The sequence below is a fragment of the Neobacillus drentensis genome (genome assembly GCF_036965645.1).
Lineage (GTDB): Bacteria > Bacillota > Bacilli > Bacillales > Cytobacillaceae > Neobacillus > Neobacillus drentensis_D.
In genome coordinates this window covers 24,277-48,171 of sequence record NZ_JBALPZ010000074.1, presented here as the reverse complement: position 1 = coordinate 48,171, position 23,895 = coordinate 24,277, and the positions used below count along the sequence as shown (strand labels likewise).

23 protein-coding genes and 1 pseudogene are annotated in these 23,895 nt (G+C 39.3%); 21 read left to right on the top strand and 3 right to left on the bottom strand.

Going from position 1 to position 23,895, the window contains the following annotated elements:
• Positions 1-347 precede the first annotated feature (347 nt).
• The 16 genes and pseudogenes from V7266_RS30755 to V7266_RS14925 all read left to right on the top strand — a co-directional run bounded on the left by V7266_RS30755 (position 348) and on the right by V7266_RS14925 (position 16,137).
• Positions 348-620: a PLP-dependent transferase gene (locus V7266_RS30755; RefSeq protein ID WP_420491411.1), complete on the top strand. Its 273-nt coding sequence runs from the start codon at positions 348-350 to the stop codon at positions 618-620.
• Positions 580-855 (top strand): annotated as a pseudogene (locus V7266_RS30750) (PLP-dependent transferase); the annotation flags it as partial. The gene V7266_RS30755 and the pseudogene V7266_RS30750, both read left to right, overlap by 41 nt.
• Positions 856-995: 140 nt before the next feature.
• Positions 996-1,835: a MetQ/NlpA family ABC transporter substrate-binding protein gene (locus tag V7266_RS14990; RefSeq protein ID WP_335468711.1), complete on the top strand. Its 840-nt coding sequence runs from the start codon at positions 996-998 to the stop codon at positions 1,833-1,835.
• A gap of 42 nt (positions 1,836-1,877) precedes the next feature.
• Positions 1,878-2,960, top strand: coding sequence for a methionine ABC transporter ATP-binding protein (locus V7266_RS14985; RefSeq protein ID WP_335468710.1), 1,083 nt, complete (start codon positions 1,878-1,880; stop codon positions 2,958-2,960).
• Positions 2,899-3,552 (top strand): methionine ABC transporter permease, encoded by a 654-nt coding sequence (locus tag V7266_RS14980; protein WP_335468708.1) that lies wholly within the window; start codon positions 2,899-2,901, stop codon positions 3,550-3,552. Before V7266_RS14985 ends, V7266_RS14980 begins: the two co-directional genes overlap by 62 nt.
• 63 nt (positions 3,553-3,615) lie before the next feature.
• Positions 3,616-4,470: a MetQ/NlpA family ABC transporter substrate-binding protein gene (locus tag V7266_RS14975; RefSeq protein WP_335468706.1), complete on the top strand. Its 855-nt coding sequence runs from the start codon at positions 3,616-3,618 to the stop codon at positions 4,468-4,470.
• 21 nt (positions 4,471-4,491) lie between these two features.
• Positions 4,492-5,841, top strand: coding sequence for an LLM class flavin-dependent oxidoreductase (locus V7266_RS14970; protein WP_335468705.1), 1,350 nt, complete (start codon positions 4,492-4,494; stop codon positions 5,839-5,841).
• Positions 5,842-6,163: 322 nt separating this feature from the next.
• Entirely contained in the window at positions 6,164-6,991 is an 828-nt protein-coding gene (locus V7266_RS14965) for a DUF427 domain-containing protein (RefSeq protein WP_335468704.1), read from the top strand.
• 140 nt (positions 6,992-7,131) lie between these two features.
• Positions 7,132-7,917, top strand: coding sequence for an ABC transporter ATP-binding protein (locus V7266_RS14960; protein WP_420491409.1), 786 nt, complete (start codon positions 7,132-7,134; stop codon positions 7,915-7,917).
• 19 nt (positions 7,918-7,936) lie between these two features.
• The gene (locus V7266_RS14955) at positions 7,937-8,587 is read left to right on the top strand and encodes an ABC transporter permease (protein ID WP_335468702.1); all 651 of its coding nucleotides are present in this window, start codon (positions 7,937-7,939) and stop codon (positions 8,585-8,587) included.
• Positions 8,588-8,613: 26 nt separating this feature from the next.
• Positions 8,614-9,558: an ABC transporter substrate-binding protein gene (locus V7266_RS14950; RefSeq protein WP_335468700.1), complete on the top strand. Its 945-nt coding sequence runs from the start codon at positions 8,614-8,616 to the stop codon at positions 9,556-9,558.
• Between the two features lie 63 nt (positions 9,559-9,621).
• On the top strand, positions 9,622-10,962 hold the full coding sequence (locus V7266_RS14945) for an LLM class flavin-dependent oxidoreductase (protein WP_335468698.1): 1,341 nt from the start codon (positions 9,622-9,624) through the stop codon (positions 10,960-10,962).
• An 18-nt stretch (positions 10,963-10,980) separates the two neighbouring features.
• A complete protein-coding gene (locus tag V7266_RS14940) occupies positions 10,981-12,642 on the top strand; it encodes a urocanate hydratase (protein ID WP_335468696.1) in 1,662 nt (553 codons plus the stop codon).
• Positions 12,635-13,741 (top strand): DUF917 domain-containing protein, encoded by a 1,107-nt coding sequence (locus V7266_RS14935; protein ID WP_335468695.1) that lies wholly within the window; start codon positions 12,635-12,637, stop codon positions 13,739-13,741. The genes V7266_RS14940 and V7266_RS14935 overlap by 8 nt, the downstream gene beginning before the upstream one ends.
• A complete protein-coding gene (locus tag V7266_RS14930; protein WP_335468694.1) occupies positions 13,734-15,284 on the top strand; it encodes an HAL/PAL/TAL family ammonia-lyase in 1,551 nt (516 codons plus the stop codon). The genes V7266_RS14935 and V7266_RS14930 overlap by 8 nt, the downstream gene beginning before the upstream one ends.
• Before the next feature lie 22 nt (positions 15,285-15,306).
• Complete coding sequence (locus tag V7266_RS14925) at positions 15,307-16,137, top strand: DUF427 domain-containing protein (RefSeq protein ID WP_335468692.1); 831 nt, start codon at positions 15,307-15,309, stop codon at positions 16,135-16,137.
• 301 nt (positions 16,138-16,438) lie between these two features.
• On the opposite strand, the gene fbpA is transcribed toward V7266_RS14925, so the two are convergent.
• Both fbpA and V7266_RS14915 read right to left on the bottom strand, forming a co-directional pair.
• Positions 16,439-16,540, bottom strand: coding sequence for a Fur-regulated basic protein FbpA (gene fbpA, locus V7266_RS14920; protein WP_335468690.1), 102 nt, complete (start codon positions 16,538-16,540; stop codon positions 16,439-16,441).
• A 117-nt stretch (positions 16,541-16,657) separates the two neighbouring features.
• Positions 16,658-17,431, bottom strand: a complete 774-nt coding sequence (locus V7266_RS14915; RefSeq protein WP_335468689.1) for an alpha/beta hydrolase — start codon at positions 17,429-17,431, stop codon at positions 16,658-16,660.
• A 580-nt stretch (positions 17,432-18,011) separates the two neighbouring features.
• On the opposite strand from V7266_RS14915, the gene V7266_RS14910 reads away from it, so the two are divergent.
• The 5 genes from V7266_RS14910 (at position 18,012) to ssuE (ending at position 22,409) form a co-directional block, all read left to right on the top strand.
• Positions 18,012-19,001: a sulfonate ABC transporter substrate-binding protein gene (locus V7266_RS14910; RefSeq protein WP_335468688.1), complete on the top strand. Its 990-nt coding sequence runs from the start codon at positions 18,012-18,014 to the stop codon at positions 18,999-19,001.
• 16 nt (positions 19,002-19,017) lie between these two features.
• Positions 19,018-20,157, top strand: coding sequence for an FMNH2-dependent alkanesulfonate monooxygenase (ssuD, locus tag V7266_RS14905; RefSeq protein ID WP_335468686.1), 1,140 nt, complete (start codon positions 19,018-19,020; stop codon positions 20,155-20,157).
• Positions 20,158-20,170: 13 nt separating this feature from the next.
• Positions 20,171-20,929, top strand: a complete 759-nt coding sequence (ssuC, locus tag V7266_RS14900) for an aliphatic sulfonate ABC transporter permease SsuC (RefSeq protein WP_335468685.1) — start codon at positions 20,171-20,173, stop codon at positions 20,927-20,929.
• 15 nt (positions 20,930-20,944) lie between these two features.
• On the top strand, positions 20,945-21,715 hold the full coding sequence (locus V7266_RS14895) for an ATP-binding cassette domain-containing protein (protein WP_335468683.1): 771 nt from the start codon (positions 20,945-20,947) through the stop codon (positions 21,713-21,715).
• A gap of 136 nt (positions 21,716-21,851) precedes the next feature.
• On the top strand, positions 21,852-22,409 hold the full coding sequence (gene ssuE / locus V7266_RS14890; RefSeq protein ID WP_335468681.1) for an NADPH-dependent FMN reductase: 558 nt from the start codon (positions 21,852-21,854) through the stop codon (positions 22,407-22,409).
• A 112-nt stretch (positions 22,410-22,521) separates the two neighbouring features.
• On the opposite strand, the gene V7266_RS14885 is transcribed toward ssuE, so the two are convergent.
• Positions 22,522-23,754: an endo-1,4-beta-xylanase gene (locus V7266_RS14885; protein WP_335468680.1), complete on the bottom strand. Its 1,233-nt coding sequence runs from the start codon at positions 23,752-23,754 to the stop codon at positions 22,522-22,524.
• Between the last annotated feature and the right edge of the window lie 141 nt (positions 23,755-23,895).

Genomic DNA, 23,895 nt, shown 5'->3' with positions numbered 1-23,895 from the left:
ATTCAATTGGAATAATAAATTATAAAATACTACTGATGCAGAAGAATATTTCCATAAATCCCACTTGACATATAGGGATTATTTGATATAAAATGCAAATAATTCAAAATTAACTTTTAATTTAAATTGTTAGCCGACTAGGCAATTAGAGGCTCTCCATTCAAGATAACCTTTCTTGAATGGAGAGCCTCTTTTTTTTATAACTTCTTCAAATGAACGCCTCAGTCTCCCTAAATAAAAATAGCTGCAGCTGGTTAATGGTTGGGGAAAGTCACAGGATATACTTTTGACCAAAGTGAGGATAGATGAGCTAAGAAAAATCTAGAACTAAATTGTTAGGAGGAAATATGATGACCATTGTAAAAAAATTTCAATTTGAAACATTTGCCGTTCATGCTGGTCAGGAGGTGGATCCAACAACACTATCAAGGGTGGTGCCTATTTATCAAACTTCATCCTATGTTTTTGAGGATAGTGATCATGCAGCAAAGCTTTTTAATTTAGAAGAGGAAGGATTTGTTTACACCAGGATTATGAATCCAACAACTGATGCATTTGAAAGAAGGATCACTGCACTTGAAGGTGGAACGAGGAGTAGAGGCAGGGAAGAAACTTATTAACTCCGTCAAGCTCTTTTCACACCTAGCCAATGTAGGGGATTCAAAATCACTAATTATTCATCCAGCCAGCACCACCCATCAACAATTAAGCATTCAAGAGCAATTAGATGCAGGTGTTACCCCTGGATTAATCCGTTTATCAGTGGGAACCGAAGCACTTGATGATAGTATCTTTGACCTTGAACATGCAATTAAAGCTAGTCAAAAGCAGGGAAGTAATAAAATTCATCAATAAAAAGATTAATAGTCCACTAGACATCTGGAGACAAAAACACTTGTTGCTGTAAACAACAGAATGTTTTGGTCTCTATTATTTTATACATCATCAATTAGATTAATCATTTATAGACATAAAAAAGAAGGGGGAAAAAGCATATGAAAAAGATTTTATTACCATTGCTACCAATACTTATATTAATCGGGGTTGTTTTGTCAGGCTGCGGTGCTAACAAAGAGACTTCAACGACAGCGAAAGACAATTCACAGAAGGAGGTAGTCCTAAAAGTAGGCGCTTCTTCTACTCCGCATGCAGAAATTTTAAAGTTCATCGAGCCAGAACTAAAAAAGCAGGGAATTAAGTTAGATATCGTAGTGATTAACGATGGAATTCAAACCAATCAGCAAACAGCAAACGGAGAATTAGATGCCAATTACTTTCAGCATATCCCTTATTTAAACCAGGTGAATAAGGACAGCGGTCTTGATTTAATCAGTGTTAAAGGAATACATATTGAGCCATTCGGTGTATATTCCAAAAAAATTAAATCGATTGATAATTTGTCAGACGGCGCAAAAATTGCGATTCCTAAAGATCCAGTGAATTTTTCCCGCGCCCTGCAGCTATTTGCTACAAATGGGTTAATCGAACTTAAACAAAAAGAGAAAGACAACTTTGATTATACACTTGAAGATATCACTAAGAATGACAAGCATCTTCAATTTATTGGTGTGGATGGTCCCGTACTTGTGCGCTCCCTTGACGATGTTGAAGCGGCTGCCATCAATACGAATTACGCCCTTGAGGGAGGATTTAAACCCAAAAAGGATGCCCTTATTATCGAAGGTGACCAATCACCATATGTCAATATTTTAGTTGCAGATAAATCAAGAAAAAATGATAAAAATATTCAAAAATTGGCCAAAGCACTGACATCTGAGGAGGTTAGAAAATTCATTGAAGATAAATATCAGGGTGCAGTAGTGCCAGCATTCTAAGTTCTCTGCTAGTCAAAAGTTAATAGGAAAAGGAGCATCAGCATGATTCAATTTAATAATGTCTCCAAGATATTTGAAAGCAAAGGGAAAAAGGTACCAGCATTAAAGAATATCCAATTGACTGTGGAAAAGGGAGATATTTTTGGTGTAATAGGGTTCAGCGGTGCGGGTAAAAGTACATTGATCCGAACGATTAATTTGCTGGAGTACCCAACAGCTGGCGAAATACTTGTGAACGGCATAAATTTGGCGGAGCTTTCTGAAAAGAAACTCCGTGAGACGAAAAAAAACATTGGGATGATCTTTCAACATTTTAATTTACTAGAGTCAAAAACGGTGTTTGAAAATGTCGCTATGCCACTTTTGCTAAGCAACAAAAAGAAAAAGGATATCAAACCGCGGGTTGAAGAATTGCTTCAATTTGTCGGGTTAGAAGACAAGTTGGAAAGTTATCCTAATCAGCTATCCGGAGGACAAAAACAGCGTGTCGGGATTGCACGTGCACTTGCTACTAATCCATCGGTCCTCTTGTGTGATGAAGCTACTTCGGCACTCGATCCACAGACCACCGAGTCCATCCTGAGGCTCCTAAAAAGAATTAATGAGGAATACCGGATTACGATTGTCCTTATTACTCATGAAATGGAGGTCATCAAGCAAGTTTGCAACCGGGTTGCGGTGATGGAGGATGGAAACATAATTGAATCAGGCAGTGTCTTTGATATATTTTCCCAGCCTCGCACGGTAACAGCTAAAAATTTTGTCAGGTCGGTTGTCCGTGATGAAATTCCTGCTAGTTTATGGGAACTGCTAGAGAACGATGATCAATACCACAAGATTTACAAAATAAAGTTCTTTGGAATTCATTCCGGGCAACCGGTCATTTCGCAAGTGGCCAAACAATTCGATGTACAAGCAAATATCTTGTTTGGAAGTATCAATGAACTTCAAGGCGTACCGTTCGGGCATTTAATTGTAGATTTTATCGGTTCTGAAAAAGAAATTGAAAAGGCTCGGGACTATATAGAACGACAGAATATAACAGTAAGAGAGGTGACCGGAAATGTTGGAGGTAAGTCCGCAACTAATTCTCACGTCCATGTGGGAAACCTTATACATGGTTAGCATTTCCTTGGTGTTTGGAACGCTGATCGGTATCCCACTAGGCGTTTTGCTTGTTGTAACTCGAAAAGGTCATATTCTTGAGAACCGCTTGATATTTTCCGTTCTTAATCCAATTGTAAATATCTTCCGGTCTATTCCCTTTATTATTTTGTTGGTAGCTATTATTCCTTTTACTAGATTTATTGTAGGAACATCAATTGGAACCACAGCTGCCATTGTTCCTCTTGTTCTACATATTGGACCTTATATGTCAAGACTGGTTGAAAATTCCTTACTCGAAGTAGATGACGGGATTATTGAAGCGGCAAAAGCTATGGGGGCTTCTCCAGCCCAAATTATTTTTCGCTTTTTATTCCCAGAAGCTTTTCCTTCACTGCTACTAAGTATTACGACGGTAACGATTGGTCTAATTGGTGCAACAGCGATGGCGGGGGCCATTGGCGGCGGGGGGCTTGGTGATTTAGCGATCACTTACGGCTATCAACGGTTTAGTACGATTACGATCGTTGTGACAGTTGTCATACTCGTAATTCTTGTTCAGGGTATTCAATCGTTAGGAAATCTTCTTGAACGAAAAATGCGAAGGGTATAAGAGTTGGATGTTTAACATCAAATCAAAAATAGAGATTACGTAATAGAAAAGAGGATACCAAAAATGAAGAAATGGATTTTTCCTTTATTGCTTATTATTACCATTATTATCACCGGATGCTCAACCCAGACATCAGACCAGCCTACTAAGAGCAGTACAACAATTAAGGTGGGTATCAGAAGTTCAGAGCTGAGGACTTGGGAGTTTATAAAGAAAAAGGCTGCAAAGGATGGTTTAACCATCGAACTAGTCAATTTTTCTTCTGCTTATGATCCTGACCAAGCCTTAGCGGAAGGGGACATCGATGTAAATGCCTTCCAGCATGTGGCCTATTTAGATTCGTTTAATCAAAAAAATGGGACTAATATCGTACCTATTGGCACAACAATTATCGCTCCGCTTGGTTTATATTCTGAAAAATATAAGTCAATCAACGAGATTCCACAGGGAGCACAAATCGCTGTTCCGAATGACGCGCCTAACTGGGGACGTGCTCTATTACTCCTACAGGAAGCAGGACTCATTAAAGTAACCGATGATTTTGACGGCAATGGCGGGCAGGATAAGATTAAGGAAAATCCTAAAAAGCTCAAGATTATTCCAGTTGAGGCAGCGAACACTCCGCGCGTGATGCAGGATACCGCTGGATCGATCATTAATAACGGTGTTGCAGTTGAAGCAGGTCTCGGCCTGAAGGATGCCCTGGTTCATGAAAGCAAAACCGCTAAGCCATACATTAATATCATTGCTGCTAATAAGAAAGATAAAAATAGACCAGAATTAAAAAAACTGGTATCTATCTATCAATCTGAAGATACAGCGAATTTCATAAAGAAAACGTATAAAGGAAACTATATCCCTACCTTTATTAGTTTAAAAGAATTAAGTACTTACAAAGAAACTTTTCAAACAAAGTAGTTGGAAAGAGGAGCGAGGTAAATGACAACAAAAAGGCAGATTAAGCTTGCTACCTATTTAATTGGCAGTGGAATGCACGTCGCCTCATGGCGGCATCCAAAAGCAAAGCCAAACGCTAGTATTGATCCCTCCGCTTATATCACGTATGCACAACTTGCAGAAAAGGGAAAATTTGATATTGCCTTCATTGCTGATAGTTTGGCAGTGAATAAAGAGTCACATCCCCAGATTTTAAACAGGTTTGACCCGGTTGTTATTATTACGGCAATGGCGGCGGCGACTAAAAAAATCGGCATCGCTGGAACGTCTTCAACAACGTACAATGAGCCATACATATTAGCAAGGCAATTTTCCTCAGTGGACCATGTCAGCGGTGGGAGAGTTGGATGGAATATGGTGACTACTGCAGATGCAACAGGGGAAACAGCTTTGAATTTTAACCTGGAAAAGCATTGGGAACATGACCAACGTTATGAGCGTGCCGAGGAATTTATTGATGTGGTCAAGGGATTGTGGGACTCATGGGAAGATGATGCTTTTTTATACAATAAGACAACTGGACAGTTTTTTGATCCTGAGAAAATGCATGAACTTCATTATCAGGGAAGATATTTTTCAGTCAAAGGCCCTTTAAATATAGCTCGGTCCAAGCAAGGGCAACCTGTCATTATTCAGGCAGGATCGTCAGAGCCTGGCCAACGTTTGGCGGCACGAACCGCAGAGGTTGTATTTGCCCACCGTGACGATATTGAGGAAGCAAAACGATTTTACAAAGAGTTAAAATTGAGGCTACCTGAATATGGACGGAATGAAGATGAACTATTGATCCTCCATGGGATTTCACCGATTGTGGGGGAAACTGAAGAAATAGCAATAGAAAAATATCATGAATTGCAAAAAGGGATAGATCCATATGAAGCGTTGAAATTTATTTCCGGATATATGGGGAATGTGGATTTTTCAAAATACTCTTTAACTACTCCCGCAAAGAAAGTCGAGTTTCCACCTGTAAATAGCATTCAAAGCCAGTTTTTTGAAATGAAAAAAATCATTGATGAAGAGAATTTAACAGTCGGTGAACTTTACACAAGATTTTTCGGGGCAGCTAAAAAAGACGGCTTTATCGGAACTCCTGAACAAGTAGCGAATGAAATGGAAAAATGGTTTACTGAAAAAGCTGCAGACGGATTTATGATCCAATTTCCACTGCTCCCTTATGACCTTGAAGATTTTGTCAAGTTGGTTGTCCCTATCTTGCAGGAAAGAGGGTTGTATCGATTTGAATATGAAGGGGACACGCTAAGAGAAAATCTTGGCCTCAAAATACCGCAAAATCAATTTACATTGAGAAAGACTGAAATTCAAGGTTAGCAAGGGGACGTTTTTAACTCCTTATATGGGGGATGAGTATAGCCCTCTGTTTTTAAACGGGCGAAGGTCCTAGTTAAATTTGGTAAAAATGTTTAAATTATACTTGACTGATAGGGATTGTCGGGTATAAGATATTAGTAAATATTTGGTCAATAATTTATATGCCGACTGGTTAACTAGAGGCTCTCAATTCAAGGTGAGATCAACTTGAATTGAGGGCCTCTTATTTTTCAATAAATGAGAAAGGGAAAAACGAACTGCCAACAAAAGCATGGCGGAAAAAAATCTAAGTTATAAAAATTTATTACTGGAGGGAAGTAAATTGTCAAAGTCTATTAATCAGCTAAAAAGAGATCCTCAAAAAAGTGTAACCCAACGTTCAATCAAAATAGATTCTACACCCAGATGGATACGAGTTAAATTTAATGGATTAATAATAGCAGATAGTAAGAAAGTATTGGTCCTGCATGAACGCGGGCACCTGCCAGTCTATTATTTTCCTGAAGAAGATGTAAATAAAGATGTATTGATTTCTACCGATAAAACCAGCCACTGCCCATTAAAAGGAGATGCCAGCTATTGGACGATTAAAGTGGGGGAGCGAACAGCAGAAAATGCGGTTTGGAGTTATCAGAACCCTATTCCTGAGAGTCAAGAGATTAAAGGCTATTTTTCTTTCTACTGGAATCAGGTAGATGCTTGGTTTGAAGAAGAAGAGGAAATATTTGTTCATCCACGAGATCCATATAAACGAGTAGATGCCTTGTTAAGTTCAAGACATATCAAGATAGTCCTAGAGGGAAAAACAATAGCTGAGAGCAGGAGACCAGTTATTGTATTTGAAACGGGAGTCCCGGTTAGATATTATCTTCCAAAAGAAGACGTTGCCCAGGAAATTCTTGAACCATCCAATTTAAAAACAAAATGCCCCTATAAGGGAATCGCATCGTATTGGTCCGTCAAAATTGAGGGAAAGAGTTTTGAAAATATTGTTTGGAGTTACCCTAACCCGATACCAGAAATTCCAAAAATCGCGGGATTACTCTCATTTTATAATGAAAGAGTAGAAATATATGTGGATGGTGAATTGCAGAAAAAACCCGAATGGCATTATTCTGCTCTAGATTTTTTTAATGCAAGTGAGATTTAATTATTCTTGCCTAAATAGAACTTTGTTAAAAAACGTTATTATCAATCAATTAAATCAACATAGATCGACCATGCCAATGGAGGTCACATTCTCACACATGAGGATGTGGCCTTTTATATTTTTTGAGAGGAATGAAGGAAGTGAGCCAAACAGCTGTAGAGTTTAAAGAAGTTAGTAAAGATTATGGTTCTGGATCTGTTCTTTCTAATTTCAGCCTTTCCATTCCCCAGGGGAAAATCATTACCATTATCGGTCCCTCAGGCTGTGGCAAAACCACATTACTTAAAATGGTGAATCGGCTTATTGAGCCCGATGAGGGAAGTATTATCATCGATGGTAGTAATATCAAAGGATTAGACCCGGTGCAATTAAGGAGGAATATCGGGTATGTGATCCAACAGATCGGATTATTTCCACATATGACAATAGAAGAAAACATTTCTATCGTGTCCCGGCTGAAGGGTGAAAAGAGAAAGGCATTAACAAGTCGTGTAGAAGAGTTATTGGAGTTAATTGGATTAGAGTCTAAGGCTTTCCGAAATCGCTATCCTCACGAGTTGAGCGGTGGACAGCAGCAGAGGATCGGTGTTGCCCGGGCGCTTTTTTCGAATCCGTCTATTATTTTGATGGATGAGCCATTTAGTGCCCTTGACCCGATTAGCCGGGTCCAACTTCAAAATGAATTGAAAAAGTTAAATAAGCAGCTGAAGAAAACGATTATCTTTGTCACACATGATATTGACGAAGCATTAAAAATAGCGGATCAAATTATTCTTTTACATCAGGGACAGGTCGTTCAGTATGCAACACCTGCAGAGATACTAAAATCTCCTGCAAATGACTTTGTCCGACAATTTATGGGTGAAGAAAGATACCAAACAATCGATTCAGTGGGATTAGGAAACCGTAGAAGGATTAGCAATTGAATTAAGAGGAGGTGATGTTATGAATTATTTTTGGGAAACATTAAGAGCGGATTGGCAATTAATTCTACAAAAGACAAGTGAACACATGTATCTTTCGCTGATTTCGGTCCTGATTGCCTGTGTCATTGCCATACCACTTGGTATTTTTTTAACCAGTCAGAAAAAGCTGGCAAACGTGATTATTACGTTTATTTCCGTTATTCAGACGATACCAAGCTTGGCCCTGTTTGGTTTTTTAATTCCGTTCTTTGGAATTGGCACAACACCCGCCATTATTGCTTTAACGTTATATTCATTACTTCCAATTCTTCAGAACACCTACGTGGGAATTCTAGATGTCAATGGGGCATTGATTGAAGCAGGAACAGGAATGGGAATGACGAAGCGCCAAATTCTTAGAATGATTCAGCTGCCCATCGCAAGAGGGGTCATTTTGGCGGGGATTCGGCTTGTTGTGGTCCAAACAATTAGTCTTGCCACGATTGCTACCTATATTGCTGCAGGAGGGTTAGGGGATATCATTACACGTGGTATTTCAATGGTGAATACCGCTACGATTTTAGAAGGAGCCATACCCGTATCAATTCTGGTTATCGTCGTTAATCTAATATTACTGGGTGCTAATTATTTCTTAACTCCGAAAGGGTTAAGAGGTCAAACAAAAATATAATAATAGATTTCTAGGGGGGAAAATTGATGAAAACATTTTTCAAGTTTCATAACAGGAGAAAAGCAAAAAGCACCTTATTCGCTGCCATGATAGCCACCCTGTTGTTTGTCATAACGGGATGCGGTGCACAAGATGAAAAGGCTTCAGGAACTAGTAAAACAGACACCATCGTGATTGCAACAAAAGGCTTTGCCGAATCAGATATTTTAGCAAACATGGAAAAACTTCTCATTGAGAATGATACGGATTTGAAAACAGAAGTGAAGACGCTGGATAACAAACTATTATGGGATGCGATTAAGGCTGGGAAAGCAGATACATATGTGGAGTATACAGGGACTGCTTTACTTAATTTATTAAAAGAGGATCCGATATTTGATGCCGATCAAGTTTATGAAAAGGTGTCAAAGGGACTAGATGAGAAATATCAATTAAAAATTTTGGAGCCGATTGGTTTTAATAATACGTATGGCTTAGCTGTAAAGAAAGAAGAAGCGGATAAATTAGGTATTAAAACAATCTCAGATTTGGCAAAAGTATCGGATCAGCTTGTTTTTGGAGCCAGCCAGGAGTATATGAACAGACCTGATTCATGGCCCATTATTGAAAAAACATATGGCCTTAAATACAAAGCAATCAAAACAATACAGGAACAGTCTTTGCAATATCAAGCTGTTAAACAAAATTTGATCGACTCCATGATTGTATATTCAACAGACAGCAAAATATCTGAAACTGGTCTGAAAGTGTTACAGGATGACAAAAATGTCTTTTTACCCTATTATGCGGCTCCTTTAATTAGAGAAAGTGTACTCAAAGAACACCCAGAACTCGAGAAGACTCTTAATAAATTGGCTGGTAAAATTACCGACGAAGAAATGCAAAAATTAAACGGCGAAGTGGAGTTAAACCAACGACCGCCGCTTGATGTAGCTAAGGAATGGTTAAAAGCGCAGGGGCTAATCAAATAAAATTTTCAATCAACGTCGTCTGTCCTGGTTGACTTCATAACCATATGAAATAAGGAGGAGATTATGGAACGAGAAAAACGTCAAATGATCCTTGGTGCCATGATGTTTTTTCCAGCTGGAGAGCAAATTTCCAGCTGGAGACATCCGAATGCTGAGGCAGAGGGATTATTAAATTTTGACTATTACAAGCGGATTGTTCAAACAGCAGAAAAGGGTAAATTTGATCTCTTTTTCTATGCGGATGAGTTATATGTTTGGGATGACTTTGAATCCAGTGTGAAATATGCCAATAGTATTCGGCCAGAACCGTTTACGCTTCTTTCAGCCCTTTCTGTTATTACAAATCAAATTGGATTAGGTGCTACTATATCCACTACCTACAATGAGCCGTATCATATAGCCAGAAAACTGGCGACACTTGACCACTTAAGCGGCGGTAGAACCGCATGGAATATTGTGACCTCCAGAACCGATGAAGAAGCTCAAAACTTTGGGAAAGAAAAGCACCTTTTGCACGAAAAACGTTATGAACGGGCGAAAGAGTTTATCGATGTAACGGAAGGATTATGGGATAGCTGGGAAGATGATGCTCTCCTTTTTGATAAAGAGAGCGGCCTTTTTGCAGATATCAATAAGCTTCATTATTTACAGCACAAGGGGCCAGAATTTTCCGTGCGCGGTCCCTTGAATGTGGCACGAACGCCACAAGGTTATCCAGTTCTAATTCAGGCGGGTGCATCTGAAGCGGGAAAAGAATTAGCGGCAGCAACGGCCGAAGTTGTATTTGCACCTATAGGAACATTAGAAGAAGGTATTCATCTCTATCAAGATATTAAGGAAAGAATGGCGAAGTATGGCCGGTTAGATCAGCATTTGAAAATCCTGCCTGGCATTATGCCGGTAATTGGAAAAACAAAGGAAGAGGCTGAAGAAAAATTAGCAGCTATTGATAATTTAATACCATGGCAGTTAGGCCTCGATTTACTTTCTCATGAGATTGGTGAGGATCTTTCTGTTTATCCACTTGACGAGCCATTACCTTTTCTTCCTGATATCGAGAGTGCTAACAAAAGTAAAAGCAAACTTTTGGCTGTTCGAACATTGATGGAAAAAGAAAATTTAACGCTTCGCCAGTTGTGCAAAAGGTTTAATTCACGAGGAATGGCAGGAACCCCTGAACAGATTGCAGATCAACTAGAAGAAAGGTTTGTAAACAAAGCAGCAGACGGATTTAATATTGCCTTTCCCTATTTGCCAGGTGCACTTGATGAGTTTGTGGATTTGGTGGTTCCAGAACTGCAGCGAAGGGGACTGTATAAAACCGAATATAGCGGCAAAACACTTCGTGAAAATCTTGGATTAGAACGCCCTAAAAATCGTTTTACCACAACGTCTGTTAAATAAAAGAAATCAGGTGAAAAAGTGACGACTATTTTAGCAAAACGAGGAACAGAGCTCCGCTGTAAAGGATGGAGACAAGAAGCCCTATTGCGGATGCTCGAGAACGTACTCGAAAATGGGGAAAACCCTAATGAACTGATTGTTTATGCATCACTAGGAAAGGCAGCGAGAAACTGGCCTTCTTATCATGCAATCGTTCGTACATTAAAGGAATTAGAGGAAGACGAAACTCTTGTCATTCAATCTGGTAAACCGATTGGGATATTTAAAACTCATCGCCAAGCTCCGTTGGTGATCATGGCCAACTGTAATTTAGTAGGAAAATGGGCCACAAGTGAAAACTTCTATCGGCTCCAGGAAAAAGGGTTAATTATCTGGGGTGGGTTAACAGCAGCGGCGTGGCAATATATCGGTTCACAAGGTGTGATACAGGGAACGTATGAAATCTTTCAAAGAATAGCGCGCCTTCATTTCGGAGGAGATTTAACCGGACGATTTATCTTAACAGCAGGTTTGGGGGGGATGGGCGGTTCTCAGCCATTAGCAGGAAAAATGGCGAATGCGGCAATTCTATGTGTAGAAGTATCCGAGGAAAGAATTGACAGAAGAATAGCAGCAGGTTACCTGGAAAGAAAAACGGAGAATCTGGTTGAAGCCTTAAACTGGATTCAACAAGCGGTGACAAATAAGGAAAGTTTGTCAGTTGGTCTGCTGGGAAATGCAGCAGATGTTTATCCGGAGCTTTTAAGAAGAAACATCATACCTGATATTGTAACGGATCAAACGTCAGCACATGATCTTTTATATGGATACGTTCCAAGTAACTACACTCTTGAGCAATTAGCAAAAGCAAGAGAAACACGGTCTGAAAAGCTTCAAGAAGATGCAGGGATCTCTATTGCAAAAGAAGTGAAAGCCATGCTTGGCTTTAAAGAAAGAGGGGCGGTCGTATTTGATAATGGCAATAACATTCGAACACAGGCAAAACAATATGGGGTAGAAGAGGCCTTTGATATTGATATTTTTACAGAAGCCTTTCTACGACCACTTTTTGCCAGAGCAATCGGTCCATTCCGCTGGATAGCACTTAGTGGTGATGCGGAAGATATTCGCACTATTGATCAATATCTATTGGAGGAATTTAGCGGAAATGAAATTGTTACTAATTGGATAAGACTAGCAAACCAGTATATTCCAGTGGAGGGACTCCCAGCTAGAATCGGATGGTTAGGTCATGAGGATCGAACCAAACTGGCACTTGCGGTTAATCGTTTAGTGAGAGAAGGGAAATTGTCTGGTCCTATTGCGTTCTCGCGGGATCATTTGGATGCAGGTGCTATGTCCCATCCTAATATCATGACAGAACGGATGAAGGATGGAAGTGATGCCATATCTGATTGGCCATTACTAAATGCGATGTTGAATTGCTCATCCATGGCTGATTTAGTCGCGATACACTCGGGAGGAGGCGGTTACACAGGTTTTATGACTAGTGCAGGAGTAACGATTGTGGCGGATGGTTCGGAGGAGACGGATATTCGAATTCAAACACTCCTGCAAAATGATACTGGTTTAGGCGTTTTACGTTATGCGGATGCAGGTTATGAAGAATCATTTGATGAAATATCCAAAAAGGGTATCAATCGAGTGAATACAAATGAGGAGGAGAACATTCATGCGTGAATTAACGAAAGATGATGTGCTAGCAGCTGTAAAGGGAGGATCGGTATTTGCAAGTGGCGGCGGCGGTTGGGTTGATCATGGTTTAGAAATCGGAGGCGCAGCACTAGCTGTTGGAAAACCAAAGCTGGTTTCAGTGGATGAGCTCCCGGATGATGCGATCATTTTGACTTGTACTGCGATAGGGGCACCAGCAGGAAGAGATTGGCAAATGTTAGGGAAGGATTATATAAAAGCGGTCCAGCTGATTATTGAAAAATATGAAGGGCAAATTGTGGGTGTGATGACTCCACAAAACGGGATGTCAAGTACCATTAACGGATGGCTGCCGGCTGCTGCTCTTGACCTGGTAGTGGTAGATGCTACCGGTGATATCAGAGCACATCCTACAGGAAAAATGGGTTCTTTAGGACTTTCTTCTAATATTGAATACGAAACCATACAGGCTGTGGCAGGGGGGAAACCAGAGATCGGCAGCTATTTGGAACTCGTAGTCAAAGGAACGGTAGCGAGGACATCCAATATCTTGCGTACGGCCTCCGATATGGCTGGCGGATTTATTGCTGCTGCAAGACATCCCCTTCCTGCTAAATATATAAAAGAACATGCAGCGATTGGAGGTATCTCCATTGCCATTGATTTAGGCAGAGCCATAATCGAGGCAGAGCCTTTTGGACCGGCACATGTATTGGAGACCATTACGGAAAAAACAGGCGGCAGGATTATTGGCAAGGGAAAGGTAAGTAAAAAAGATATCCATTATTCCGGCGCATTTGATATTGGTACGATTGAGGTAGAAGGTGCAGATAATACCTTCATTCTCCATGTAATGAATGAATATATGGCCGTAGAGGATCAGGGCGGAAAACGATATGGTACATTTCCTGATGTCATTACAACCTTTTCCATAGAGACAGGTCAGCCTGTCAGCGTTGGCTATTTAGAAGAAGGGGCAGAAATCGCTGTATTTGCGATTGATAAATCTAAGATTCCTCTAAGTTCTAGCGTGAAAGACCCATCAGTTTATCCAGAAGTAGAGGAAGTATTAGGCATCGAACTCTATAAATATGCCTTCAAAGAAAAGAAAGAAATCAATGTGTGATCTAACCACTGCGGTCAAGGTCAGTACGGCTCAAAATGATCAGAGCTCAGTATTGATACTGGATGGCCATCATCTTAAAATTGAAGATTTTTTTTCTGTTGTATTTGAAAAAAGAAGAGTAGTAATAAAAGAGGAAGTAACACAAAAAATTCGTGAATCTAGGAAACTAATCTATGAACTTGCAAGCAGGGATGTCCCGATTTATGGATTTAATCGGGGGGTAGGCTGGAACAAGGATAAAGTCATTGGACCAGCCTCCTTTGAACTATATAATCGTAATCTACTTCTCTCTCATTCTGCTGGTGTAAAACCAATGGCAGAAGAGGCGGAAATCCGCGCGGTTATGCTTGCGAGGCTGAACAGTTTACTGTTAGGCTGTACGGGTGTTCAACCTGAGATTGTCGAGAGATATGTAGATTTTCTCAACTTAGGTATCCATCCGGTGCTGCCCTTAAAAGGGTCGGTAGGTGCTGCAGACATTTCGACTATTTCTCATATTGGTCTCGCCATGATTGGTGAAGGGGAGGTAGAAGTGAATGGAGTGCGCTTGTCAGCGGCCAAAGCTCTTCAAAATGAGGGATTAGCGCCGCTTAAACTCGGACCAAAGGATGGCCTCGCCATCGTAAGTTCCAATGCGTTATCAGCCGGGACAGGTGCTATCGCATTATTGGATTTTAAGAGAGTGATAGAATGGGCCGATATGGTTTATGCGTTATCGTTAGAGGCCATTCGAGGGAATATTAGCACGCTCGATGAGGCGGTACATCGAGTCCGTCCCTTTCCTGGACAATTAGGGAGTTTAAAAAATATCAGAAAGATACTTGAAGGCAGCGACTTATGGACCAGCTATAATAAAGAATCGCTGCAAGATCCGCTTAGTTTTCGAGATGCTTGCCAAATTCATGGTGCGGCTCGGGATGCTTACCATTATTGTAAAGAGCAGCTGGAACTACATATAAATAGTTCCGATGACAATCCATGTGTCCTCGTAGAGGAAAAGCGAATTGTTTCTTGTGCCAATTTTGATCCTCTCTCGTGGGTTCTTGGTTTTGAAATGGCAGGAAATGCTTTACACCATATTTCAAAAAGTTCCTGTTACCGGACGATTAAGTTAGGAAATCCTTCTTTTACGGGTCTGTCACGTTTCTTAACACCCAATGAACAGGAGTCGATCGGATTCTGTACCTTGCAGAAAACAATTACGGCCTTGGATGCGGAGATTCGTCATTTATCCAATCCCGCTTCAGCCGATTACTATTCACTTGCAGGGGATATAGAAGATCATGGGACTAATGCACCGTTTGTTGTTTCAAAAACAAGAGAAATCCTGGATAAACTCTTTACTATCTTAGGAATTGAAGCCATTCATGCTGCTCAAGCCATCGATCTTCGCGGTTCCAGTCAGTTAGGAAAGGGCACAAAAGCAGCCTATCTGGCAATTCGCTCAGTGGTTCCATTTTATTCAGAGGACCGAAATTTAACCATCGATATTGAGAAAATTTACACGCTCTTTAAAAATGAGAAGTTTCTAGATATAGTTTAATGAAATAATAGGAGTGAGGCTAATGGTTCATCATGACCCCCAATGGTCATTGAGAGATGGCGATCGTGAAGGATGGCAAATCAGAGCTGAAAAGAGTCCAAAATGGATTCGAGTGAAATTTGGGAGTGAGTTCATCGCTGACAGTAAACGTGTCGTTACCGTGACGGAAACAGGAAAACTGCCAGTCTATTATTTTCCCTTAGCAGATATTCGGCAAAATCAGTTGATAAAATCTGATAAACGAACGGTTGACCCAAACAAGGGAGAGGCCATTTATTGGCATATAAAGGCCGGCGATAAAGTGATTGAGAACGCCGCTTGGAGTTTTCCAAATCCTCCAGAGAAAAGTTCCGTGATTAGTGGTCTAGTATCTTTTGTTTGGAATAAGGCAGACGCATGGAACGAAGAAGAGGAAGAAGTGTTTGTCCATGCAAGGGATCCGTACTCAAGAATTGATGCCATTCAAAGTACTCGGCATGTCCAAGTCATAATCGACGGTGAGATTGTTGCGGACAGCAAGCGGCCTGTTATTCTATACGAGACAGGATTGACAGCTAGGTATTATTTGCCGCCAGAAGATATAAAACTGGATTTATTAATTCCGACCCAAACACAAACTCAGTGCCCATATAAGGGATTTGCAAAGTATTGGTCAGTTTTCATTAATGGAAAGGAATATAAGGATGTTGTCTGGAGCTATAAGGAACCACTTCCAGAGGTGCATGAAATAAAAGGATTGCTAAGCTTTTATAATGAAGCAGTGGATGTATTATTAATTGACGGAGAAGAATGGGCATTAAACACAAAAGATCGACTGCCTTATAAAAAAGTGGTGGAAAGTTCATTGAAGTGAAAGGAAATAAATATAAAAAACTGTAGAAGAAATTTTCTACAGTTTTTTATTATAAACAAGGGCATGAAACCTTTAATTGCAGTCGTGGACATCTGGATCATTAATTGAAGTTCAAATTCGGAGGATTACAAAGTGACGTTTATAGTACATATTACAGAAGAAGGGTATGGTGATTACGTTGAGGGATAAAGGGGTTATTCATGGAATTCCAAAAATCTGATTTGCATTTATCAAAATAAAATGATGACCTTCCGTATGTCGGATAGGTCTATTCAACATTTAATCTAAACACCCAATATGTCTATCTTGCTTTTCTAAAGGACCTATATTCCTCTTCAAGTTCACTCAATGTCAACTCAAAAAGATGTTTGTCATTAATTTTATAAGCCCTCAGGGATATCAACTTATCTATTAAGTTTTTTTTTTCATCTCAACAGCCTGGCGAAGCATATTTTTCATTCCAAAACACCTCCGAAAATCCTCTAGTTATATTTTAATCATTCTTTATGATTAAAAAGGATTATAAAATCCTCATTTTCTGTTGGTTACCAGCAAATTTCTCAATAAATACACAGCATTGTTTAGCAATAAATTCTTTTTCATTATCCATAGAAGCCACGTGATAAGAGTTATAAAGTGGAATGTTTTCTTTGAAGTCCGATTGAATACGATCCATGATATAATCTGTGTTTTCTTGAGGAACGACATGGTCTTCTACTGATTGAAAGGCCAACACAGGACTTTTAACATTCGATAGTTTTTTGCGTGTTTCATCCATTAATAACAACAACTGTTGTATGGATTGGGTTGGTGCTTTTTCATAGGCAATTTCATATACGTCAGCTGCCTTAATATCAGGAGAGCCTTCCTCAATAAACCGAGGCGTCTGCTTTACTCTAAACTCCTCCATTACAGGAATAGTCGTCATCGCAGCATTTATCAACACCGCCCCTTGGATGTCAGAATATTTACTTGCAAGATTTAGTGTTAAGGTACCACCCATGGATTGACCGATAATGAAGATATCACTGCAATGTTGGCGTAAGAAGAGATATCCATCTTCTAGACTTTGAACCCAATCTTGGAAGCTGCATCTTTCCATATCTTCATAATGTGTTCCATGTCCTTTTAATCTAGGTCCATAGACCGTATAACCTTGAGAAGCAATATACTCTCCTAAAAACCGAATACTTTGAGGTGTTCCCACAAATCCGTGGGAAATCAAGATACCGATATGATTACCTTTAAAGAAAAATGGTTCAGCTCCTGGTAAAATGGGATATCTCTCTAACATCAAAAAACTCCTTTCTTTCTTTTCTTTTGTAATAAAAAAGCACCTTCCTCAATAGAGTTAGGTGCTTTTGGTTGACCAATCAGCCATACAATTCATATAATTTTAATTAATCTTATACCAATTAATCCGATGAGTCAAGTAGGAATATTATTTTTTTCTTTTTTTTAAAATATTTTAAAAAATCAGTTGACAATTGAAGCGTAGGAATATAAAGTTTAGTCATAGTTTTAAAACCAAGTAAACAAGTGGGTTAAGTTAGAAAATAATTATTTCTATCTTGACAGGTCGGAAAAGTATGAATAAAATAATATTTAAATTTTCTATTAATTAACTTGGTTACCAGGCTCACGAAAATACATAAAAAAGCTGATCGGACTACCGAAGGCTCCTTTTCTCTAATTAATGAGATCAGGGGCCTTTTTTATTCACCTTATTCCGATTAAATAAATAGGTTTAATGTAGTTAATTTTAATTAAACATATTTTCTGATCAGTCCACTGAAAGGAAGTGATTCATTGTGTGTAAGTGAAAAAATATTTCAGAATCTACGAGAATAATAGAGAAAATGGAGGAGTCATACGTGATTAAAAAAAATAAAAATCAATGGTGGTTGGCATTCATCTTACTTTTGACCTTTTTGGTAAGTGGGTGCAGTTCTTCTACTTCAGGAGAAAGCAAAGAAACGGCTTCAAATAGTAAGGAATCAAAGGTCATTAATATTGGTTATCAAAAGTTCGGTACCTTAAACATTTTAAAGGCAAAAGGAACTTTGGATAAAGATCTAAAATCACTTGGATATACGGTGAAATGGACCGAGTTTCCTGGAGGTCCTCAGTTGCTTGAGGCATTAAATGTAGGCAGTTTAGACTTTGGTCATACAGGAGAAGCGCCGCCAATTTTTGCTCAAGCGGCAGGAGCCCCGCTCGTGTACTATGCCAATGCAACTGCAAATCCAAAAGGGGAAGCGATTATCGTACCTGAAAATTCTCCAATTAAATCGCTGAAAGACTTAAAGGGAAAAAAAATCGCGTTAAATAAAGGTTCAAATGTCCATTATTTATTAGTCAAAGCATTGGAAAAAGCAGGTATCCCGTACAGTGATATTAAGACAATCTTTCTAACACCTGCAGATGCGCGGGCTGCATTTGAAAAAGGAGATGTTGATGCCTGGGTGATTTGGGATCCTTTCTTAGCAGATGCTCAGCTGGCTACGAAAGCAAGGATCTTAGCAGATGGAGAAGGATTAGTAAGCAACCGCGAATTTTTCTTAGCTGCCAATCAATTTGCAAAGGCCAATCCTAAAGTATTAGACGTTATCTTTAAGGAGTTGGAAAAGACCGATCAATGGGTTCAAGCGAATCCAAAAGAAGCAGCCAAATTTCTAGCACCTCAAATCGGAATGAGTGTGGATACATTAGAATTAACACTCAATAGAAGAACCTTTGGATTAGAAAAAGTAAGTGACCAGACAGCAAAGGATCAACAACAAATCGCTGATGCATTTTATAAGCTTAAATTAATTCCAGAAGATATTGAAGTACAAGAAGCACTTTTAAAAACTAATAATTAATAAAGGGGATTAAAAAATGAATGTATTTTGGTTTATTCCAACACACGGTGATTCAAGATATTTAGGAGTAACTACAGGAGGCAGAGCAGTTACCTTGCCTTACTTAAAACAGGTGGCTCAGGCAGTAGATGAGTTAGGTTTTACTGGTGCTTTACTTCCAACAGGAAGATCTTGCGAAGATTCATGGGTGGTAGCATCAAGTTTAATTTCCGTTACCTCACGTATGAAATTTCTAGTTGCCGTACGGCCTGGTTTAAGTTCACCATCACAAGCCGCCAGAATGGCAGCCACATTTGATCGCTTATCAAATGGCCGGCTATTAATCAATGTGGTAACCGGCGGAGATCCTGTGGAACTGGCAGGAGATGGTCTTCATTTAAATCATACGGAACGCTATGAATTAACGGATGAATTTTTAACAATATGGAGGGACTTGTTGGAAAAAGGAGAGGCCAACTTTTCTGGGGACTACTTAACTATCGATAATGGAAAATTGTTATATCCACCTGTACAACAACCTTATCCGCCTCTTTATTTCGGAGGATCTTCTGAAATTGGGCAAGAAATAGCTGCGAAGCATGTGGATTACTACTTAACATGGGGAGAACCGCCTGCAAAAGTGGCAGAAAAAATAAACGAGGTAAAAAAATTAGCAGCTCAGCAGGGCCGGACCGTTCGTTTTGGGATTCGATTGCATGTCATTGTGAGAGAAACCGATCAAGAAGCCTGGGAGGCAGCGAATGATTTGATTAAATATGTAGATGATGATTTAATTGCCTCCTCTCAAAAGATCTTTTCGCGGTTTGATTCGGTTGGACAGCAGAGAATGTCGGAATTACACAATGGAAGTAAGGACCAATTAGAAATCAGTCCGAACTTATGGGCAGGAGTAGGTCTTGTTAGAGGAGGAGCGGGGACAGCATTAGTAGGCGATCCTGAAACGGTCGCACAAAGAATGAAGGAATACGCTGACCTTGGAATTGAAACCTTTATCCTTTCAGGTTATCCACACTTGGAAGAAGCTTACCGTGTATCTGAATTATTATTCCCGCATCTTCCATTAGACAAGGATGCTCCTCAATCGGATTCAACGAATATTATCAGTCCTTTTGGAGAAATTGTGGCAAACAACGAATTGCCGAAAGTCTTAAAGTAAGGGGGTAATGAACATGAATAGAAAACAGATCGTTCCGTGGATTGTTCCCATTTTATTACTTGCTTCCTGGCAAGTATCAAGCCAATTTGGCCTATTATCTTCACGTGTGCTGCCAAACCCGGTAGATGTGTTTAAGTCAGCGGTTGAGCTAGCCCGATCTGGTCAGCTTTTCGAATACATTGGTGCAAGTGGTAAACGAGCTATCATAGGATTTTTGATCGGCGGGGGAATAGGATTTGCTTTAGGTCTGTTGAACGGCTTGTCGAGAATTTCAGAAAGTCTGTTGGATAGTTCCTTACAAATGATTCGGAATATTCCACATCTAGCGTTAATTCCGATTGTAATTTTATGGTTCGGAATCGAAGAAGAGGCAAAGCTTTTTCTAGTCGCATTAGGTACTTTTTTTCCGATTTACTTAAACACCTTTCATGGAATCCGTTCGATCGACAAATCTCTAATTGAAATGGGAAATGTTTATGGACTTAAAGGGTTTTCGTTATTCTGGAACATTATTTTGCCCGGCGCGCTTCCTTCTATCTTAGTTGGAGTTCGCTATGCAATAGGTATTACGTGGGTTACCCTTATTGTCGCTGAAACAATTGCATCGAATTCTGGTATAGGGTATATGGCTATGAACGCTAGAGAATTTATGAGACTGGATATCGTCGTATTAAGTATTATTCTATATGCACTTCTCGGAAAACTATCAGACCTTATAGCGAAAATAGCTGAGAAGAGATTCTTACAATGGAATCCATCTTATCGAAAATAGGAAGGAGGGTAAATAATGCCTGAAAAAAAAGAACGAGAACTACCTATATTAGAAATTTCTAACTTGGAAAAATCATTTGGCAATCATAAAGTACTCCGCAACATTAATCTAAAGGTTCAAAAAGGAGAATTTATTGCAATTGTAGGAAAAAGCGGATGTGGTAAAAGTACGTTATTACGCTTACTTGCTGGATTAGAGACGGCTAGTGATGGAGAAATCTATACGGATGGTGAACGTTTAGAAGGTAGAAATCAATTAGCAAAAATCATGTTTCAGGACGGCAGACTCCTCCCTTGGAAAAGAGTGGTCCAAAATGTTGGTTTGGGTTTGAAAACAGACTGGAGGCAGCGTGCTGAAAAGGTATTGGAACAAGTTGGATTAGCTGACCGGGGAAATGATTGGCCATCTGTATTATCAGGGGGACAACGCCAGAGAGTAGCACTTGCTAGAGCATTAGTTCATGAGCCCAATATTCTATTATTAGATGAACCACTTGGGGCCCTGGATGCCCTGACACGGATCGAAATGCATCAGCTCATTGAGGATTTATGGATGGATAAAAAGTTTACTGCCGTGTTGGTGACCCATGATGTCGAAGAAGCGGTTGCGCTCGCGAATAGAGTCATCTTAATTGAAGATGGGGAAATTGTGATGAATCAGCCTATTAAACTACCATATCCTAGGCAGAGAGAACATCCAATGTTTTCTCCAACCGTGAGCCAAATATTAAACCGAATTTTGGGGAAAGACAAATTGTCAACAAGTGATTTAAGACTAACAAAATAGAGTATTAGGATTCATGAGATAGCGGACTGTCCAAACAGGATTTTCACCGTTAGTAAATTGGAAGTCATAATTTATATGAACATAGAAAGAGCTCGAGATAAAATAGCGAGTTCACTAAAGAAAGGGAGTTTTAATGATGAGTAAAATAACAATTATTTCTGGAAGTCCTTCTGAATATACGAGATTAAATGGGGTGTTGGATGAAGTTGTCAGGCATTTAGAAGGGGAGAATATCATTCCTGAAATCATCCATGTTCGAAATCTTCCAGCCGAGGATTTAATTCAAGCGAAATTTGATAGTGAAGAAATAGTTAAAGCTAATAAAAAGGTCGAAGATTCAAACATCATTGTCATTCTGACACCTGTTTACAAAGCTTCTTTTACAGGGGTTTTAAAAACCTATCTTGATCTATTACCGCAAAATGGTCTTGAAGGTAAGACTGTTTTACCGATTGCGGTTGGGGGAACCTTTGGCCATCTATTAATGTTAGATTATGCATTGAAGCCAGTGCTGTCTGCGCTTGGCGCAACCCATCTGTTAAAAGGTGCTTTTATTTTGGATAGTCAAATAAACAAATTAGAAAATAATCAGTATGAATTAGATGAAGTAGCTAAAAATCGGATAGAAACTTCCTTGAATTTCTTGAAAAATTCTTTATCCACAGATAAGAACGTGATCGGCTCTATCGTTTAGTATAGTTTCATGAAGCCATACTGTAGCTAGACTTTAAAAAGAATTCTATATTACCTTATGCAAAACTTCCGGCCTAGATTTGGCCGGAAGCTCTTTCAACTATACAGCTCAATTAGATTACCATCTGTACTATTTCAGGCTCTTTATCTAATTTAAAGCTTACTTTCTTATCTCTACAAACAAGGTCATAATCACCAAGATATCCCTCAAATAAAAACTTTCCGCTGTCATCAGTCTTGCATGTTACATTTGTATTCCAGTCATTTTTAATCAGTTTCTTTACTACTTCATATGATGGTTTTGGGCTATTATCTGTTCTGATAAATCCAGCAGGAGCTCCAAGCCATGCCCCATCATCACTGAAGGACCAAGCAGTAATGGCTTCTACTTGAGGATGTTTAAACAGAATAGAATACATTTCTTCTATTTCTTTTGCCTGACGTTCTTCGAATTCTGGTGTTGATGGCCATTCGGGAATCTGGTAATCATTCAGATCTTCAATTTGAGGCGGCATCAGATGACCGGATGTCAATGTGTTCTCTGTAAAATGAAGGGGAAGACCAAAGTGTGAGAAACGGTCTAAGACCTCTTCTAATTTCTCACGTCCCCAATATCCCTGATGCTGATGGGACTGAATACCAATCGCATCAATTGGAACACCTGCATTTAAACATCCATCAATTAAGATTTCATAGTTAATAGATGTATTAAAGTCATTTAATAAAAGGGTTGCACCAGGATTAAATTCACGTGTTTTGGCAAACATTTCTTTAATAATCCCAACACGCCCAAGTTCTTTACTAATTCTAGTAATGCCATTATCATACTTATCAAAGATAGGCATGATCACCACTTCATTGATCACATCCCACATATCTATTAATCCTTTAAAATCTGATACTTCACGTTCAATTCGAGCAAATTGTGCTTTTAAAATTTCTTCATTGCTTAAATCCAGAAGCCATGGAGCCGTTACGGTGTGCCAGCAAAGAGGATGTCCTTTCACGGTTACGTTTCTTTCCTTTAACCACTGTGCAGCGGCCTTTAATTCTTTAGTAAGTGGTTTACCTTTTTCAGGCTCGAATGTCCCCCAATAGAAAGGTAATGTTGCAGAGTTAAATACGTCTAAGAACTTATCCAGTTTTTCTTCTAAAAAGGTAAGTCTGTCTGCTGGCACATTTTTATTGGCCACTTGAATTACATCAAAAATGCCGCAGCCAAATAAGAACTTATGGTTTGTCTGTTTAAGTTCTACTTCTTTTCCTGCAACAGGATTTCCTGATACATCCAAAAGTCTGATGGTCTTGCTGGCCATACGGTGTGCAAATTCATTTTTCTGTCCCATAATATTGCCTCCGTTTCATAACCATAACCGTTTCGTATTGTTCTATTAAAGAAAACGCTTTCTAATGTTCCATCTAAATTCTACCAAACTTTGTTTAATCGGACAATTAACTATCGGGCCCTATATAAATTTTTTATATGT

Excerpts from the sequence above, each read along its gene's own strand:
- V7266_RS14990 (WP_335468711.1), top strand. The coding sequence starts at position 996 with ATGAAAAAGATTTTATTACCATTGCTACCAATACTTATATTAATCGGG.
- V7266_RS14985 (WP_335468710.1), top strand. The coding sequence starts at position 1,878 with ATGATTCAATTTAATAATGTCTCCAAGATATTTGAAAGCAAAGGGAAA.
- V7266_RS14945 (WP_335468698.1), top strand. The coding sequence starts at position 9,622 with ATGGAACGAGAAAAACGTCAAATGATCCTTGGTGCCATGATGTTTTTT.
- ssuD (WP_335468686.1), top strand. The coding sequence starts at position 19,018 with ATGAATGTATTTTGGTTTATTCCAACACACGGTGATTCAAGATATTTA.
- V7266_RS14915 (WP_335468689.1), bottom strand. The coding sequence starts at position 17,431 with ATGTTAGAGAGATATCCCATTTTACCAGGAGCTGAACCATTTTTCTTT.
- V7266_RS14980 (WP_335468708.1), top strand. The coding sequence starts at position 2,899 with ATGTTGGAGGTAAGTCCGCAACTAATTCTCACGTCCATGTGGGAAACC.
- V7266_RS14975 (WP_335468706.1), top strand. The coding sequence starts at position 3,616 with ATGAAGAAATGGATTTTTCCTTTATTGCTTATTATTACCATTATTATC.
- V7266_RS14970 (WP_335468705.1), top strand. The coding sequence starts at position 4,492 with ATGACAACAAAAAGGCAGATTAAGCTTGCTACCTATTTAATTGGCAGT.
- ssuE (WP_335468681.1), top strand. The coding sequence starts at position 21,852 with ATGAGTAAAATAACAATTATTTCTGGAAGTCCTTCTGAATATACGAGA.
- V7266_RS14955 (WP_335468702.1), top strand. The coding sequence starts at position 7,937 with ATGAATTATTTTTGGGAAACATTAAGAGCGGATTGGCAATTAATTCTA.
- V7266_RS14930 (WP_335468694.1), top strand. The coding sequence starts at position 13,734 with ATGTGTGATCTAACCACTGCGGTCAAGGTCAGTACGGCTCAAAATGAT.
- ssuC (WP_335468685.1), top strand. The coding sequence starts at position 20,171 with ATGAATAGAAAACAGATCGTTCCGTGGATTGTTCCCATTTTATTACTT.
- V7266_RS14885 (WP_335468680.1), bottom strand. The coding sequence starts at position 23,754 with ATGGGACAGAAAAATGAATTTGCACACCGTATGGCCAGCAAGACCATC.
- V7266_RS14895 (WP_335468683.1), top strand. The coding sequence starts at position 20,945 with ATGCCTGAAAAAAAAGAACGAGAACTACCTATATTAGAAATTTCTAAC.
- V7266_RS30755 (WP_420491411.1), top strand. The coding sequence starts at position 348 with ATGATGACCATTGTAAAAAAATTTCAATTTGAAACATTTGCCGTTCAT.
- V7266_RS14935 (WP_335468695.1), top strand. The coding sequence starts at position 12,635 with ATGCGTGAATTAACGAAAGATGATGTGCTAGCAGCTGTAAAGGGAGGA.
- V7266_RS14950 (WP_335468700.1), top strand. The coding sequence starts at position 8,614 with ATGAAAACATTTTTCAAGTTTCATAACAGGAGAAAAGCAAAAAGCACC.
- V7266_RS14925 (WP_335468692.1), top strand. The coding sequence starts at position 15,307 with ATGGTTCATCATGACCCCCAATGGTCATTGAGAGATGGCGATCGTGAA.